This is a genomic window from Bradyrhizobium sp. USDA 326 (assembly GCF_049739485.1).
In the GTDB taxonomy this organism is placed as follows: Bacteria; Pseudomonadota; Alphaproteobacteria; order Rhizobiales; family Xanthobacteraceae; genus Bradyrhizobium.
Map to the genome: position 1 here is coordinate 4,610,762 of NZ_JBMGQA010000001.1, position 16,174 is coordinate 4,626,935.

At 65.8% G+C, this 16,174-nt stretch carries 10 protein-coding genes and 1 pseudogene; 7 read left to right on the forward strand and 4 right to left on the reverse strand.

The annotated features are described in order from the left end of the window. The first annotated feature begins 391 nt into the window (after window positions 1-391). The gene (locus ABIG06_RS21665) at window positions 392-1,840 is read left to right on the forward strand and encodes a cell wall hydrolase (protein ID WP_370138570.1); all 1,449 of its coding nucleotides are present in this window, start codon (window positions 392-394) and stop codon (window positions 1,838-1,840) included. Between the two features lie 123 nt (window positions 1,841-1,963). Here the strand turns inward: ABIG06_RS21665 and nadC are convergent, their stop codons facing one another. The 3 genes from nadC to nadA all read right to left on the reverse strand — a co-directional run bounded on the left by nadC (window position 1,964) and on the right by nadA (window position 5,756). Then, the gene (gene nadC, locus ABIG06_RS21670; protein WP_424578388.1) at window positions 1,964-2,842 is read right to left on the reverse strand and encodes a carboxylating nicotinate-nucleotide diphosphorylase; all 879 of its coding nucleotides are present in this window, start codon (window positions 2,840-2,842) and stop codon (window positions 1,964-1,966) included. 10 nt (window positions 2,843-2,852) lie between these two features. Continuing rightward, the gene (locus tag ABIG06_RS21675) at window positions 2,853-4,457 is read right to left on the reverse strand and encodes an L-aspartate oxidase (protein WP_370138573.1); all 1,605 of its coding nucleotides are present in this window, start codon (window positions 4,455-4,457) and stop codon (window positions 2,853-2,855) included. A gap of 192 nt (window positions 4,458-4,649) precedes the next feature. After that, the gene (nadA, locus tag ABIG06_RS21680) at window positions 4,650-5,756 is read right to left on the reverse strand and encodes a quinolinate synthase NadA (RefSeq protein WP_124159773.1); all 1,107 of its coding nucleotides are present in this window, start codon (window positions 5,754-5,756) and stop codon (window positions 4,650-4,652) included. A gap of 356 nt (window positions 5,757-6,112) precedes the next feature. Between nadA and ABIG06_RS21685 the strand changes: the two genes are divergently transcribed. From ABIG06_RS21685 to ABIG06_RS21710, 6 genes and pseudogenes are all read left to right on the forward strand, one after another. Continuing rightward, window positions 6,113-7,366 carry an MFS transporter gene (locus ABIG06_RS21685; protein WP_124159772.1) on the forward strand — a complete coding sequence of 418 codons (1,254 nt, stop codon included), beginning with the start codon at window positions 6,113-6,115 and terminating at the stop codon, window positions 7,364-7,366. A gap of 40 nt (window positions 7,367-7,406) precedes the next feature. After that, window positions 7,407-8,393 carry an MDR family oxidoreductase gene (locus tag ABIG06_RS21690; RefSeq protein ID WP_370138575.1) on the forward strand — a complete coding sequence of 329 codons (987 nt, stop codon included), beginning with the start codon at window positions 7,407-7,409 and terminating at the stop codon, window positions 8,391-8,393. A 113-nt stretch (window positions 8,394-8,506) separates the two neighbouring features. Then, window positions 8,507-9,094 carry a hypothetical protein gene (locus tag ABIG06_RS21695; RefSeq protein WP_124159770.1) on the forward strand — a complete coding sequence of 196 codons (588 nt, stop codon included), beginning with the start codon at window positions 8,507-8,509 and terminating at the stop codon, window positions 9,092-9,094. A gap of 159 nt (window positions 9,095-9,253) precedes the next feature. Further along, complete coding sequence (locus ABIG06_RS21700) at window positions 9,254-9,499, forward strand: DUF6894 family protein (protein ID WP_124159769.1); 246 nt, start codon at window positions 9,254-9,256, stop codon at window positions 9,497-9,499. Between the two features lie 206 nt (window positions 9,500-9,705). After that, window positions 9,706-11,442 (forward strand): methyl-accepting chemotaxis protein, encoded by a 1,737-nt coding sequence (locus tag ABIG06_RS21705; protein WP_370138576.1) that lies wholly within the window; start codon window positions 9,706-9,708, stop codon window positions 11,440-11,442. Between the two features lie 291 nt (window positions 11,443-11,733). After that, window positions 11,734-13,421 (forward strand): annotated as a pseudogene (locus tag ABIG06_RS21710) (methyl-accepting chemotaxis protein). A 3-nt stretch (window positions 13,422-13,424) separates the two neighbouring features. On the opposite strand, the gene ABIG06_RS21715 reads toward ABIG06_RS21710, so the two are convergent. After that, window positions 13,425-16,133 carry a DUF2339 domain-containing protein gene (locus ABIG06_RS21715; protein ID WP_370138577.1) on the reverse strand — a complete coding sequence of 903 codons (2,709 nt, stop codon included), beginning with the start codon at window positions 16,131-16,133 and terminating at the stop codon, window positions 13,425-13,427. Window positions 16,134-16,174 lie beyond the last annotated feature (41 nt).

Sequence of the window (16,174 nt, forward strand, 5' to 3'; positions counted from 1 at the left end):
GAGGGACTCTAGATTGGTTCGTCGCAAGTGCTCCTCGCAATGACGAGTTTGTGGCTGCGCGCGTGTCGTACCCTCCCTGTCATAGCCCGGCTTGACCGGGAGCAGGACAGCAGTCGCCACAACAGGAACCCGTCACGCGTCCCGTAATGATACGCATGCGCAAGAGTTCCTTCACCATACGCGTTGACGCGATGTTTACCGCTTCACGTGAGGCCGCATTTACCAATGCGCGACGTCGCTCCGTGAAAACACCTGCATTCGCTTGAGTGTGCCGCATGCGCAACGCGGATTAACGCCCCGGCAACCTAAATTGGATACTTACGATAAAGATCGAATTGCACGGATGTACCGAGTTCGATCGGACGAGCGTAAGCGTAGCGTGAGCGTATCGATGTCAGTGTTGCGTAACCATCCGAAGGGCGCGCGGTTCGCGTCCTTCGGCATCGGTCTCTGCATCTTCGCATTGATGCCGAGAGAGACCGGCTATCAGGACATTGCCTCGCTGCTGGCGCGCCAACCCGGCGTCGCCGAGCGTTGGCAGAAGCAGGTGTTTTCCGCGGCGTCCTCGATCCAGCTCGCCACCTACAGCTTTTCACGGCCTATCGGCACCTCCGCTCCGCAGAGCGCGATGGTTCGGCTCGCGAGCCTCGACGGCCGCGACGTCATCGGCGCGATCAGCCGCAATCCTGCGCTTCAGGCGCCGCTGCGCTACCAGGCTTCCGACTTTCCCAGGGTCGACCGCTCGCTAAAGGGCGATCGCCTCGCAATCGTCGCGCCGCCACAGGCTCCCGAGACGGTCGCGCCGGCTGCAGAACCGGCACAGGAAGATCCCGCGACGTCGAACCGCTCGGTGTTCGGCTCCAAGACCGCCGCATTGCCGCCGGCGATGTCGCCGGAATCCGCAGCCGTGCTCGATCCCGAGCTCCAGGAAGCGCTGCGCGCGCCGCCGCTGCCGCAATATTCCAATCCGCCGCAGGCCAGCGACGCTGCGCGCGCGCCCGCGACCGCACCGCTGGAGGCCTTGAAGCGGGACCTTGCTGCGCCCGCACCGGTACGCGATCCCTTCAGCGTCAAGACCTCGAGCCTGTTCTTCGGCAGCTCCTCGCTCGGCGGCAATCTCGAGACCATCGAGAGCTGGCAGCCGGGCGCCGAGCCGCTGATCGTGGTGCCCGATCCCGACATGAAGGTGACGGCTTCGCCGTCGCCTTCATCGGCGGAGGTTGACAAGGACATCGAAGGCGGCGAGAGCGTTGCGCCGAAGGGCGAGGTCAACGCCGACAGCCAGCGTGCCAGATCGCCGGCGGAGCGGCTCGCGCTCGACGACAAGTCGCGCGCGAAATCGGAGAAGTGCCTCGCCGAAGCCGTCTATTTCGAATCCCGCGGCGAGGCCGTGCGCGGCCAGATCGCCGTGGCGCAGGTGGTGATGAACCGCGTGTTCTCCGGCAAATATCCCGAAACCGTGTGCGGCGTGGTCTACCAGAACAAGTACCGCCATTTCGCCTGCCAGTTCACCTTCGCCTGCGACAACAATCCGGACGTGATCCGCGAGCCCGAAATGTGGGAGCGGGCCAGGAAGATCTCCAAGGCGATGCTCGACGGCCAGATCTGGCTGCCCGAGGTCGGCAAGTCCACGCACTACCACGCCTATTGGGTCCGCCCGTCCTGGGTCGCCGAGATGAAGAAGCTGTACAAGACCGGCGTGCACACCTTCTATCGGCCGCGCAACTGGGGCGACGGCAGCGAGGAGCCGAGCTGGGGCACCCCGGCCCAGACCGCCGCGCTGTCCGCTGAACTCGCGCAGGAAGCCAAGAGCTCCGCCGAGATGGGCGAGCGGCGGTAGAATCTGGAAATGGTCGTCATGCCCGGGGCTTGTTCCGGGCATCCACGTTCTTCGTTCCACATGCCAGACGTGGATGGCCGGGACAAGCCCGGCCAAGTCGGTGTGGAAGCTCAGGTGCTTGAACTACGCCTCGATATCCAGTGCGCAGTCGAAGTTCGGCGCCGAATGCGTCAATGCGCCCGCCGACGCATAATCGACACCGGCCGCCGCGATCGCGGCGATCGAGTCCAGCGTGACGCCGCCGGACGCCTCCAGCTTGAGACGGCCCCCGTTGATCCTGACGGCCTCGCGCAGCATCGCGAGGTCCATGTTGTCGAGCAGCACCGCGTCGGCCATCCCGCTGTCGAGCACTTCGCGTAGTTGCGCCAGCGTGTCGACCTCGATCTCGATCTTGACGAGGTGGCCCGCGTGGGCTCGGGCGCGCTCCAGCACCGGACGGATGCCGCCGGCCACCGCGATGTGATTGTCCTTGATCAGGATGGCATCGTCGAGCCCGAAGCGATGATTGAAGCCGCCGCCGCAGCGCACCGCGTATTTCTCCAGTGCGCGTAGTCCGGGCGTGGTTTTTCGCGTGCAGCAGATGCGCATCTTCGTGCCTTCGGTGCGCGCGACATGATCCGCCGTGAGCGTGGCGACGCCCGACAGGCGGCCGACGAAGTTGAGCGCGGTTCGCTCGGCCGTGAGAATGACGCGCGCGGGGCCCGAGATCGTCAGCACATGCTGCCCGCGCGCGACCCGCGCGGCGTCGCGGACATGTGCACGCAGCTCGATGTCGGGCGACAGTTTCTGCAAGGTCGCGAGCGCCAGCGGCAATCCGGCGATCACGCCGGACTGACGCGCGACGAGGACCGCTTGCGCCGTCGTCGCTTCCGGAATCGTCGCAAGCGAGGTGATGTCGCCGGCGCGGCCGAGGTCCTCGTCGAGCGCGCGCTGCACGGCCGCGTCGATCGCGAGCGGAGAGAGAAAGGCGTCGGGATAGAGCAGTGAGGTCGGAGTGAGCATGGGGCCTCCTTCAGCCGATCATGGATTGCGCAATGCGTGGCAGCGCACGCTCGTCGAGACTCTCCGCGACCTCGCGCATCGCGACGAGCGTCGTCATCGTTCTCCGGGCCCGCCCGGGATCGTCAGCCGGATGATCGGAACGGAAATGCGCACCGCGGCTCTCGCGCCGCATCCAGGCCGCAACGGCGATGAGCAGGGCCGAAATCGCCATGTTGCGGAGGACGATGTCTGCGGCCTCGCGTTCGAGCATGGCGAAGTAGCGCACGGCTTGCGCAAGCCCGTCACCGTCGCGGATCACGCCGACATGCGCGCTCATCATCGCGCGCAGCCGCTTCACGGCTGTGCTATCCGCCGTACCGCCTCGCGCTGTCACAGCATCGGGCAGACGGGCGGGCGCGGGGATCGCATGGCCGGCGATGTCGTCAGCGATGCGCGCGGCATAGACCACGGCTTCGAGCAGCGAATTGGAGGCGAGGCGGTTGGCGCCGTGCGCGCCGGTCGAGGACACTTCGCCGCAGGCCCAGAGCCCGTCGATCGAGCTGCGGCCGCGCATGTCCACCGCGATGCCGCCCATGTGATAGTGTGCGGCCGGCGCAATCGGAATCGGCTGCGCCGCGGGATCGATGCCAGCGGCGATGCAGCTCGCATGCACGGTCGGAAACTTCTCGGCAAAGCGCGCGCCCAGTGCCTGCCGCGCATCGAGGAAGGCGCCGCGTCCGGCCGCGATCTCGGCGAACACGCCGCGGGCCACGATATCGCGGGGCGCGAGCTCCGCGAGCGGGTGGCGGGCGCTCATGAAGCGCTCGCCGTTGCCATTGATCAGCGTTGCCCCTTCGCCGCGCAGCGCTTCGGTGGCGAGCGGTGCCGGGTCGCGGCCGACCATGATGGCGGTCGGGTGGAACTGCACGAATTCAGGATCGGCAATCACGGCGCCGGCGCGGGCGGCGATCGCAAGGCCCGAGCCGCTCGCTTCACACGGGTTGGTGGTGACGCCATAGAGATGTCCGATTCCGCCGGTCGCAAGCACGATCGCGCGTGAAGCGAGCACGACCGCCCGTGCAGAGGGATGGCCGGTTTCGCGCAATTGAAGGCCGGTCACGGCGCCGTCCTCGGTCAGCAGGGCTTCGGCGACAAAGCCTTCCATCAGACGGATCGCGGGCGTGCGCCGCACGGCTTCGCTCAGCGCTGCGATGATCGCGACGCCAGCACCATCGCCGCGCACATGCACGATGCGACGTGCGGAATGCGCAGCTTCCCGTCCGACGGCAAGCCTGCCGTCGAGATCGCGATCGAACGGCACCCCGTAAGCGAGAAGATCATGGATGCGCGGGGCCGCCTCGCGCGCGATCCCGAGTGCGACTGCTTCATCGACAAGGCCGCCGCCGACCGCGACGGTATCGGCGGCGTGTGCCTCCGGCGTGTCGCCTTCGGCCACCGCCGCGGCGATGCCGCCTTGCGCCCACGCGGACGACGCGCCCTGTCCGAGCGGTGCCGCCGAGACCAACGTCACCGGCCGCGGCGCGAGTTTCAGCGCGCAGAACAGTCCGGCGAGGCCGCCCCCGACGATGACGACGTCGTCGGTGCTGCGGGTGAGGTTGTGGATGGCGTTGGTCATTGTCCTCTCCATTCACTCCGCCGTCGTCGCTGCGAAAGCAGGGACCGCATACGCTCGGCGGGAGCTTGTTGCGCGAAGCTGCGCAACGCCGTTCTTCGCCAAATATCTGCCTGTGATTATGGGTCCCGGATCTGCGCGCGCTCGAGGCGCGCTTGTCCGGGACGACAGACGTGTGTGTTGCTGCGTCCCGTCCTAGTTCTTCAGGTTGATCATTCGCTCGACCGAACGCCGCGCGCGTTCGGCAAGCGCGGGATCGATCGTCACCTCCTCGCGAAGCGTCAGCAGGCTCTCCAGGATCTTGGCGAGCGTGATGCGCTTCATGTGCGGGCAGAGATTGCAGGGCCGCAGCATCTCCACATCGGGAAGCTCGGCCCGCACATTGTCGGCCATCGAGCATTCGGTGATCATGACGAGGCGCCGCGGCCGCTTCGCGCGCACCCAGTTGATCATGTGTGCGGTCGAACCGGTGAAGTCGGCTTCCGCCAGGACGTCCGGCGGGCACTCCGGATGCGCGATGATCTGGACGGACTGATCGGCTTGCCGAAAAGTCCGCAGCTCCTCGCCCGTGAAGCGCTCATGCACCTCGCAGGCGCCTTTCCAGGCGATGATCTTCACGTCGGTCTTCGAAGCCACGTAAGTGGCGAGGTATCGGTCGGGCAGGAAGATCACGCTCGGCGCGTTTAGGCTCTCGACCACCTGCACCGCGTTCGAAGACGTGCAGCAGATATCGACTTCCGCCTTCACCTCTGCCGAGGTGTTGACATAGGCAACGATGGGCACGCCAGGGAATCTTTCGCGGAGCAGCCGCACGTCGGCGCCGGTGATGCTGGCGGCGAGCGAGCAGCCCGCGCGCGAATCCGGAATCAAAACGGTCTTGTCCGGATTGAGCAGCTTGGAGGTCTCCGCCATGAAGTGCACGCCGCACTGGACGATGATGTCTGCCTTCACCTTGGTGGCTTCGACGGCGAGTTGGAGCGAGTCGCCGCCGATGTCGGCCACACAGTGGAAGATCTCCGGGGCCTGGTAGTTGTGGGCGAGGATCACCGCACCCCGCGCGCGCTTCAACTCGTTGATCGCGTTGATGGTCGGCGCCATCAGCGGCCATTCGATCGGCGGGATCACGTGTTTCACGCGCTCATAGAGCGGCGCGGTGGCGCGCTCGACCCCCGCCGTCCATTCCAGGGAGGGCATTGGCCACGTCGGTCCCGCGGGCGCCGACGCGGCGCGAGGGGAGGTGATGAGTTGGCCCTGCGGCCGATTGGCAAAATCGTCGGGGCCGTAAATTCCAGCGATCGGCATTGAAGCCTCCCATGCATGGTTATTATGCTCAATATGAGAATATATAGGGCCTGATAAATCCGGCCGAGAAGGCCGGTCAGATCAGGTTGTACCCAAATATGCTCAATCTGAGTAAATCAAAGATAGCACGCTCCGGTTCGGGCCGCTAGATCCTGCCGCACACATTCCCGTCAGTTCGCGGGTGAAGCGCCGCGCGAGGCCGCATTGAAACGCAATGCTCCCGCGGCAGCCCCTCATGGAATGCAATCGTCCTCGACTGGCGATCTTTTTTGACTTGGGATTTGCATGCAGATGCATTAAACGGGCTCTCCCGCGGCTGCTGATCGCGCATCCGTCAACGACAGACGAGGAAGACCATGTCGACACAGATCGGCGAGCTCGCTCCGGCCTCACGTTCCTCCAACTGGCGTACCCCGGCCGTCATCATTCTCTGCGGTTGTGCGATCGGCATGCTCGGCTTCGGTCCGCGCTCGGCGCTCGGCTTCTTCGTGCAGCCGATGAGTCACGAATTCAGCTGGGGCCGCGACGTGTTTGGCCTCGCGATTGCCGTACAGAATCTGTTGTGGGGGCTGGGCCAGCCCTTCGCCGGCGCAGTCGCCGATCGCTTCGGCCTGTTCCGGGTGATGTGTGTCGGCGCTCTGCTCTATGCCGGCGGCCTGCTCCTGATGCGCTACTCCTCGACGCCACTGTCGCTCGACATCGGCGCGGGCGTGATGGTCGGCTTTGGTCTTGCCGGCTGCTCGTTCAACCTGGTGCTGTCGGCGTTCAGCAAGCTGTTGCCGGCGGAGAAGCGTGGCCTCGCGCTCGGTGCCGGCACGGCGGCGGGCTCGTTCGGGCAGTTCCTGTTCGCACCGATCGGCGTCGCGTTGATCGATAATTTCGGCTGGCAGCAGGCGCTCTCCGTGTTCGGTTTCCTGATGCTGCTGATCATCCCGCTGTCACTGGCGCTCTCGACGCCGCCGGTCGCAAGCACGGCCAACACGGCGCCTGTAGATGAGCAGACCTTCACCAGGGCGCTGGCCGAAGCCTTCGGCCACCGCTCATACGTGCTGCTGGTGCTCGGCTTCTTCACCTGCGGCTTCCAGCTGGCCTTCATCACCGTGCATCTGCCGGCCTTCCTGGTCGATCGCGGCATCTCCGCGCAAACCGGAGGCTGGGTGATCGCGGCAATCGGCCTGTTCAACATCATCGGCTCGCTCAGCGTCGGCTATCTCCAGAACTCCCTGCCCAAACGCTACATCCTCTCGACCATCTACTTCACGCGTGCGCTGGCAACGCTCGCCTTCATCTCGTTCCCGATCACGCCGTTCTCGGCGATCGCATTCGGCGCGATTTCCGGCCTGACGTGGCTGTCGACGGTGCCGCCGACCTCGGCGCTGGTGGCGCTGATGTTCGGCACGCGCTGGCTCGCCACGCTGTACGGCTTCGCCTTCGTCAGCCATCAGGTCGGCGGTTTCCTCGGCGTCTGGTTAGGGGGCATCGTGTTCGAGCGGTTCGGTTCCTACACGCCGATCTGGTGGCTCTCGATCCTGTTCGGCGTGCTTTCCGCGCTGATCAATCTTCCCATTGTGGAGAAACCTGTCGAGCGAGCGGTTGCACAGCCTGCCTGATCGGCTAAACAATCCCTGAAACAAGTCAGGGAGTTCAGTCGTGGCCACATTCAAGGCGATCCGGATCGACAAGGCGGACAAGGGCACCACCGCGCAGCTCACGCAGTTCGACGAAGCCGAGCTGATGGACGGTAACGTCACCGTCCGTGTGGAATGGTCGACGCTGAACTACAAGGACGGCCTTGCGCTCACAGGCAAGGCCCCGGTGGTGCGCCGCTTCCCGATGATTGCCGGCATCGACTTCGCCGGCACCGTCGAAGCCTCATCGCATTCACAGTGGAAGGCGGGCGACAAGGTGGTCTGCACCGGTTGGGGCATGGGCGAGACCCATCTCGGCGCCTACGCGGAGAAGGCGCGGGTGAAGGGCGACTGGCTGGTCGCCTTGCCGCAGGGCCTGTCGGCGCGCGATGCCATGGCGATCGGCACCGCCGGCTTCACTGCGATGCTCGCGGTGCTGGCGCTCGAGAAGCACGGTCTCTCGCCGAAGAGCGGCCCGGTCGTGGTGACCGGCGCTGCCGGCGGCGTCGGCTCGGTCGCGATCGCCGTGCTCTCCAAGCTCGGCTACCACGTCATCGCGTCGACCGGCCGGGCCTCCGAGGCCGACTACCTGAAGCACCTGGGAGCAGCCGAAGTCATCGACCGCAATGAACTCTCGGCACCGGCAAAGCCCCTCGCCAAGGAGCGTTGGGCAGGCGGCGTCGACAGCGTCGGCTCGGCGACCCTCGCGAATCTGCTCTCGATGACGAAATATGGTGGAGCGATCGCGGCTTGCGGTCTGGCCGCCGGTATGGACCTGCCGTCCTCGGTCGCGCCGTTTATTTTGCGCGGAGTGTGCCTTCTCGGCATCGATTCCGTGATGTGCCCGATCGAGCCGAGGAAGGCAGCCTGGCAACGCCTCGCGTCCGATCTGGATCGGACAAAGCTATCTGAAATCACTAAGGAAATTTCGCTCGACGAAGTTTCGGAGTGGGGCGCGAAGATCCTTGCCGGCCAAGTCCGGGGCCGCATCGTGGTTAAAATTGACTAACGGCGTTTAGACTTTACCAACCAAGCTGCTCCAATGTTGCCTTGGTTGGTATGGTAAGCAGTGGGTAAAGAGATAGGCATCGCCCGCTGCGGGGGTTGAGTTCGGAGTTGAGCATGCTTGCGCGTATTGTGTTGGGGGCTGTTACGGCGGCAGCAACGTTTGCGCCAGCCATTGCTGGGAGCATGAACGCCGACGAGGCGCGTCGCTTCGTGGCGGGCAAAGTGTTCGCCTTCACCTGCTTCGACGGCACCCGCGGTGCAGGCCGCATCCTCGACGACCTCGGCGCCGCCGGTGCGGTGCAGTTCTCGGGCGCTGGCCCGGTCCGTCACCTCCGCCTGCCCGGCAATACGCTCCAGATCCGCGGCCAGAACGTTTGCGCCTCGATCAAGGGCATCCCGTTCGAGCCCTGTTTCAACCTGGAAAAGACCGACGATCGCAGCTTCCGCGGCTCGGTGTCGGGCATGGGCTTCGCCTATTGCGACTTCCATCACCAGGGCGGCAACCAGATGCTGATGGCGCGCGCTGCGGCGCGGCCTCGCTCGCTGCGGACCTCGGAGCGTACCGGTTCGATCGGCGCATCGAACACCGAAGTCGCCGCGCGCGTTGAGACGCCGCGTGTCGAGAGCAGCCGGCTCGAGCCGGTGAAGTCCGAGCCGGCGAAGAATGAGGGCCCGCTGGAGTTGCGCCAGTCGACCCAGTGAGCTGGCCGCGCGGGACCATCCGCGCAACTTGTCGCCGAAGACGTCCGTCGAACACGAAGCCGCTGCGCCGTATTGATACGGACTGCGGCCTTCATGCGTTGGTAGCTGTTCGCCTTCAATTTGCGTGCGGCCGGGGCGGTTCTACGCGAGGGGTCAACGATGTCGCTCTATTTCTTTCGCATCAGTACCGGCCGCTATTCCGGCGCCGCCGACCAGCCGTACGAGTTCGAGGATCGCGTGGCGGCCTGGACCGAGATGACCGAGGTGTGCGCCAATCTGCTCGGCGGTATAGCGCGTAGCCTGAAGCCAAACGCCGAGTGGTGCATGGAGCTGCTCGACGAGAACAAGAAGCCGGTCTTTCGAATCAGCGTCGTCGGCGAGACGGTCGGGTGCAGAGCCCCCTAGATCCGACCTCCAGCTGCAATTTACAACTATGGCGAGATCAATTCCCTTCGCTTTCAATCATTTAGCGTAACAAATCCGTATTTCTGCGAGTGATGCCCTTAACCAAATCGGAAGGTGCCGCGCTCAATTTTTAGGCAAGGGCGCAGTCAACGCCTAGGGACAGTCGACAATGACTCGGCTGCGCATTCCTTCGGGGGAAACTGCCCATGTTAAGCCTTGTTCAGAATTTGAGAATCGGCACCAAGCTGGCGATTGCTTCGGCACTCGGGGTGCTCCTGGTCGGAGCCATGATCACGAGCCAGATGCTCGGCAATGTCAGTGTCCGCGAGATCACAGAGAGTGCAGTTGCGCAGCAGCAGATCGCGCGCGACGCGGTGAAGGCGGAGGCAGCTGTTCGCGGCATGCAACTCGCTGTACGAGACCTTCGTCTAGCCAATAGCCAGGCCGATATCCAAAAGGCGAATCAGAGTTTGGAGGATCAGCAGAAATCGACCGGCTTATTGGTCGACCGGATGCTGCGCCTGTCGCACGAGGCTGAGAACCGCGCCCGCATGGAGAAGTTGAGGTCGATGGCCGCGGATTATGGAAAGGCCGCGCAGCAGATTTCTGGCGTCCGCAGCGAGATATTGGCTGCGAGCGGCGCAGATAGCGCGTCGCGTGCCGCCAAGCTCAATGAAGACGCTGTACGCATCGCTCGCGAGGTGACCCTGCCGATTGCCGCCGAACTCGATGTCCTGATCGGTCAGATCGCCGACTACGCGGGGCGCAAGTCCGAGGAGAAAAATGCAGCGGCCGCTACACGAATGAAATCGAGCGAGCAGCTCGCGATGCTGGTCGGTGCACTTGCCATGCTCGTCCTCGTCGGCTCCTGGCTGATGTCGTTTCTCACCATCGCGCGGCCGATCCGCGTGCTTACGGTCGCCATGGACAAGCTCGCCGGCGGCGATCTCTCCGTGGTGCTGCCCGGTCTCGGGCGCAAGGACGAGGTCGGCGGCGTCGCTGCGGCGGTCGAAAAATTCAAGGTCGTGTCAGAACAGAAGGCGCGCGAGGAAGCTGAAGCCAAGATCAGGCAGGACCAGATTGCGGCCGCGCAGCGCAAGACGGAGATGCACAAGCTCGCGGACAGCTTCGAGGCTGCGATCGGCGAAATCGTCGATACCGTCTCCTCGGCATCGACCGAACTGGAAGCTTCTGCCTCGACGCTGACGTCGACTGCGGCGCGTGGACAGGAGCTCACCACCATGGTTGCTGCTGCATCCGAGGAAGCGTCCACCAATGTGCAGTCGGTGGCGTCGGCGACCGAAGAGCTGTCGTCGTCGATCACCGAGATCAGCCGGCAGGTGCAGGAATCGGCCCGCGTCGCGAGCAATGCGGTGAGCCAGGCCCGGACCACGACCGACCGCGTCGGCGAGCTTTCCGCTGCGGCGGCGCGGATCGGCGACGTGGTGGAACTGATCAACACCATCGCGGGCCAGACCAATCTCCTGGCGCTCAACGCAACCATCGAGGCCGCGCGCGCCGGCGAGGCGGGCCGCGGCTTTGCCGTCGTCGCCTCCGAGGTCAAGGCGCTCGCCGAGCAGACCGCGAAGGCGACCGGCGAGATCGGCCAGCAGATCGCCAGCATCCAGACCGCCACCGAGCATTCGGTCGGCGCGATCAAGGACATCAGCCACACCATCGAGAAGCTCTCGGAGATCTCCTCGACCATCGCAGCCGCGGTCGAAGAGCAGGGCGCCGCAACGCAGGAGATTTCCCGCAACGTGCAGCAGGCCGCGGCAGGCACCCATCAGGTGTCGTCCAACATCATCGATGTGCAGCAAGGCGCGAGCGAGACCGGATCGGCGTCCTCGCAGGTGTTGGCGGCGGCGCAATCGCTGTCCGGCGACAGCAACCGGCTGAAGCTGGAGGTCGGAAAATTCCTCGGTACCGTGCGCGCGGCGTGACGCTCGCCGTCACCGTGAGGGAAGCCGTCATCCCCTTCGTGATGCGGTGCATCAAGCCGCGTCCGCATCGCGGCAGGAGACGTCCATGCGCGCCGCAACAGATGGTTGGCGATCACGGGCGCGAGCCGTAGTTTTACGTAGGTTCCTGTTAACGCCTGTTTGCGATTATGGGCGCAATCTCTCGGGACAAGAACCAGCCAGCATTGTTGAACTGACTTCCGCCCTGTCGTCCGTCGCGACGATTGCGGCGCAGGTCATTCGCGCGTTGCTGGCTACATCGGGATTGTCGTGATGTCGAAATTGTCGATCGTATTCAAGCTGCTGACCGTGCTGTCGGTCCTCGTGCTCTCGCTCGCCGGCGTCGGCGTGATGGCGATCGGCACGATGCAGAACATCAACGCCCATACGGTCGAGATCGCGGAGAGCTGGCTGCCGAGCGTGCGTGCACTCGGCTCGATGCGCGCCGACATCAACGAGCTGCGCGTCGTCCTGCGACTCCACCTGATGCAGGAGAGCATTGAAGGCAAGGACGCCGCTGAGAAGCGCATGGCTCCGCTACGCGAGCGCATCGAGAAGACGCGCAAGGTCTATGAAGGCCTGATCACCTTGCCAGAGGAACGCTCGATCTATCAGCAGTGACCAAGGCCTGGGCCGAATACCTCAATGGCGTTCAGGAGACGATGGCGCTGTCGCGCAAGAGCACCGGCCGCTTCCCGACCGATGCCAACGAGCTGCTGCAGACCAAGGTCGCGAAGATGGCTCAGGCGGCGGATTCCCTGCTCCTGAAGAGCATCGAGCTCAACAACAGCGGCGCCGAAGCGGAAACGAAGCAGGCGGCCGACAGCTACGCCACCATCTTCCGCGCACTCGTCGGCATCATCGTTGCAGCGGTCGCGATCGCGATCGCTGCCGCCTATTACCTCGTGCGCGACGTCTCGCGCGGAATCGCCTCGATCATCCGTCCGATGCAGTCGCTCGGCGAGGGCGACCTCTCGGCCGACGTGCCGCACCGCGGCGAGAAGACGGAGATCGGCTCGATGGCGGATGCGCTCCAGATCTTCAAGGAGGCGTTGATCGCCAAGAAGGCGGCCGACGAGGCGGCGGCGCGCGACGCCGAGGCCAAGATCGAGCGTGGCCGCCGCGTCGATGCCATCACCCGCAATTTCGAGGTCATGATCGGCGAAGTCGTCGAGACCGTGTCATCGGCCTCGACCGAGCTCGAGGCCTCCGCGGCCACGCTGAGCGGCACGGCCCAGCGCGGCCAGGAGCTCGCAACCGTTGTTGCGGCGGCCTCGGAGGAGGCTTCCACCAACGTCCAGGCGGTGGCGTCCGCCTCCGAGGAGCTGTCGTCCTCCATCACCGAGATCAGCCGCCGCGTGCAGGATTCGGCGCGGATGGCTGCCGAAGCCGTCGAGCAGGCGGCGCGGACCAACGAGCGCGTCAACGCGCTGTCGCAGGCGGCCTCCCGCATCGGCGACGTGGTCGAGCTCATCAACACCATCGCGGGCCAGACCAACCTCCTCGCGCTGAACGCGACCATCGAAGCAGCGCGCGCCGGCGAGTCCGGCCGCGGCTTTGCCGTCGTCGCCTCCGAAGTCAAGGCGCTGGCCGAGCAGACCGCGAAGGCGACCGGCGAGATCGGCGCGCAGGTGTCCGGCATCCAGGCCGCAACGCAGGAATCCGTCAGCGCGATTCAGGAGATCGGCGGCACCATCGAGCGCCTCTCCGAAGTATCCTCGGCCATCGCTGCCGCCGTCGAAGAGCAGGGCGCGGCCACGCAGGAGATTTCGCGCAACGTTCAGCAGGCCGCGCTCGGCACGCAGCAAGTATCATCCAACGTCACCGACGTGCAGCGCGGCGCGATCGAGACCGGCTCGGCCTCGGGCGAAGTGTTGTCGGCGGCGAAGTCGCTGGCGACCGACAGCACCCGCCTGAAGGTCGAAGTCGCGCAGTTCCTGGAATCGGTCCGCGCGGCCTGACCTTCACGTGCCCGTCTGCGGCGCGGCCGGCGGCAGTGTGACCTGCCGCCGGAACAGGATGCGTTGGTACAGCCAGCCGATCGCGACCAGCACGACGCCGAGGCACATGAACGAGAGCGCGCGATAGACGCCTGTCAGCGTCCAGACGTCGACGGCGAAGGCCTTCAGGATCGTCAGCGCGATGACGGCGGCCGAGGCCAGGCGCGCACGCTCCGAATTGACCAGGATGCCCACGCCAAGCAGCATCACCCCGAACGCGAGCCAGCCGATCGAATAGGTATATTGCTCCGCGCTCGTTGTGCCGCCGTAGAGCAGGACCGGGCCGTGGTAGAACCGCCGGATCTCCAGCGTCACATAGGTGAGCGCGAACACCAGGGCGCCGCCGGCGATCGTGTTGGCGTATGCGACAGGGCGATGGCCCGCCACGGCATAAGAGAGCAGAAGCATCAGCACGGCCGGCAGCGCATAGGCGAGGAGCAGCAGGTTGAATACGAGGCCGCCGACGTTGACGCCGGAGAGCAGCAGCGGGTTCTCCAGAATCAGGAGCCCCAGCACGCTGATGAGCCCGGCCATCGCCGTCAGCACGACCGCGCCGACATTGTGCACGATGCTGCGGCTCCGCAGCCGCAAGCGTTCCAACCCGATCGCCATTGCCAGCGTGATACAGGCTTGCAGCGCGAATTCGAGCAGCGAGGGGGCGGCGGTCATGCGGCCGCCGGTCGCGAAGTGCCGGATCTCCATGAAGGCGAGCAGGGCCGTGAACAGGATGGCGGCGGTCTCGACCATGCGCAGCGGCACATCATCGGCGCGGCGGCGCAGGAAGACGCTCGCGCCCCAGAACGAAAGCGCCGGCAGGCCGTAGCCCCACAAGAGCCAGTTGAAAATCGGCGTGGTGCCGACGGCGTCGCCGACGATGCGCGGATCGTAGGCGATGCGCGTGGTGACGAGCGCGGCGAAGATCGCGGCGAGCCAGCGCAGGAACGGAATCGGCCGCTGCATTGAGATCCAGGCCGTGCCGAGCGACATCAGCGCAAGCGCGATCGTCAGCCAGCCTTTCTCCAGCGCGAAGGTCAGCGCCAGTGCCAGTGCGCCGAGCGTGCCGGTCGCGAATAGGGCAGTGGAGATCGCAACGCCAGGCCGGGTCTCGCGGCGCGTGAGCGCCTCGGTCGCAGCGCCGAAGGCGGCGGCGAGCAGCACGGCGAGCATCGCGAACGGGATCGAGCGGTCGAGATGGGCGATGCGCGCATAGAGCGCGACCAGGATCGCGATCGGCGTCGCGACGCCGGCCGCCGACCACACCACCGGAATGATCGCCGAGTTCGAGCGGCCTTGTGCCAGGAAGCCGGCGACGCCAAAGCCGGCGGCGAAGATCGTGGCCGTCACAAGGTGCAGCGTCACTGCGCTGTCGGTTGCTGTCGGTCCAATGCCGGGCATGGGGCCGCCCGGCAGCACCAGCATGTCGGGATTGGCGCGCACCGCCCATTCGGCGAACACGATGAAGACGGTGGCGGCAGCCGCGCCGATCGCGCCGGTGGCCGCCGGCGCGCGCCAGGCGACGAACAGCGTTGCGCCGACGAGCAGCGCAAACGCGATCAGCGCCAGATCGGCATGCGCACTCGACAGCACGATCAGCATCGCGCCGAACAGATAGGCACCGAGCGAGCTCGACGAGACCGGCTCGATCTCGCCGTCCTCGATGCCGGGCCCGAACATGAGGCCGCAGACGACGAGCAGCGCGGCCAGCACGAAGCCCGCGATGACATGGAAGGCGTGCGGCGCGACCTGCAGTTCGGCGGCGTCGAGACCCGGCAAGATCCAGAGCACGGCGAAGACGATTGTCGTGACTGCAAGCCAGCGCCACAACCGTATACGGGCGAGGCCGAGGCTCGCGGCGGTGACGATAGCAAGATAGATGTAAAGCGCCCAATAGTCCGGCTTGCCGCTGGCGACGAGGATCGGCGTCACGAAGGCGCCGACCACGCCGAGGCCGGCGAGCGCGGGCCCGTGCAGCAGCGCGGCGGCGAGCGTGCCGAGTGCGACCAGGCCGAGCAGCACGAAGGCGGTTGCGGGCACGAGGAAGCCGTAAAGCGCATAGGCCGCGTAGATGGTTGCGAACGCTACCGCCGTGCCGGCCGCGGTGAGGATCGCGGGGATGTTGGCGATCGGCAGCGCCTGGATGCTGGAGATGGCCTCCTTGCGCCGCGTCCATTCGCCGGCTCCTAACAGCGCCAGCGCGAACAATCCGCCGAGGAACACGCGCACGCCGGGGCCGAGGAGGCCGGCCTCGATCGAATAGCGCACCATGAAGAAGCCGCCGAGCGCGAGCGCGAGCCCGCCGATCCACACCACCCAGCGGGTGCCGAGCCGCTCCTCTAACCCGGGCGCCGGCGCGGGCAGCGGCGGAGGTGCGCCGGCCTCGCTCCCGGCCTCGAATGGGGGAGGCGAAACATCTGCGGTGACCGGCGGAGGCGACGCAAGCTCGGTTTCGGGCGCAAGCGGCGGCGGCTCCGCTGGAGCCGTTGCGGGCGCCTCGGTCTGCACCGCCGCGGGTATCAACGGGGGCGGCTGCACCTGCCGCTGCGCGTAAAACATCTCTTCGAGCGAGCTCAGCCGGCGACGCAGCTCGGTCGCCTGGTTGGTCGCCTTGATCGCGATCAGGAAGGCGATGATCGCAATGATCAGCGTAAAGACGTCAAACGGTCCGTCGAACATGGAGCCTCCAGGCAACCGGCGGGCGGGGGCCGGTACCACAA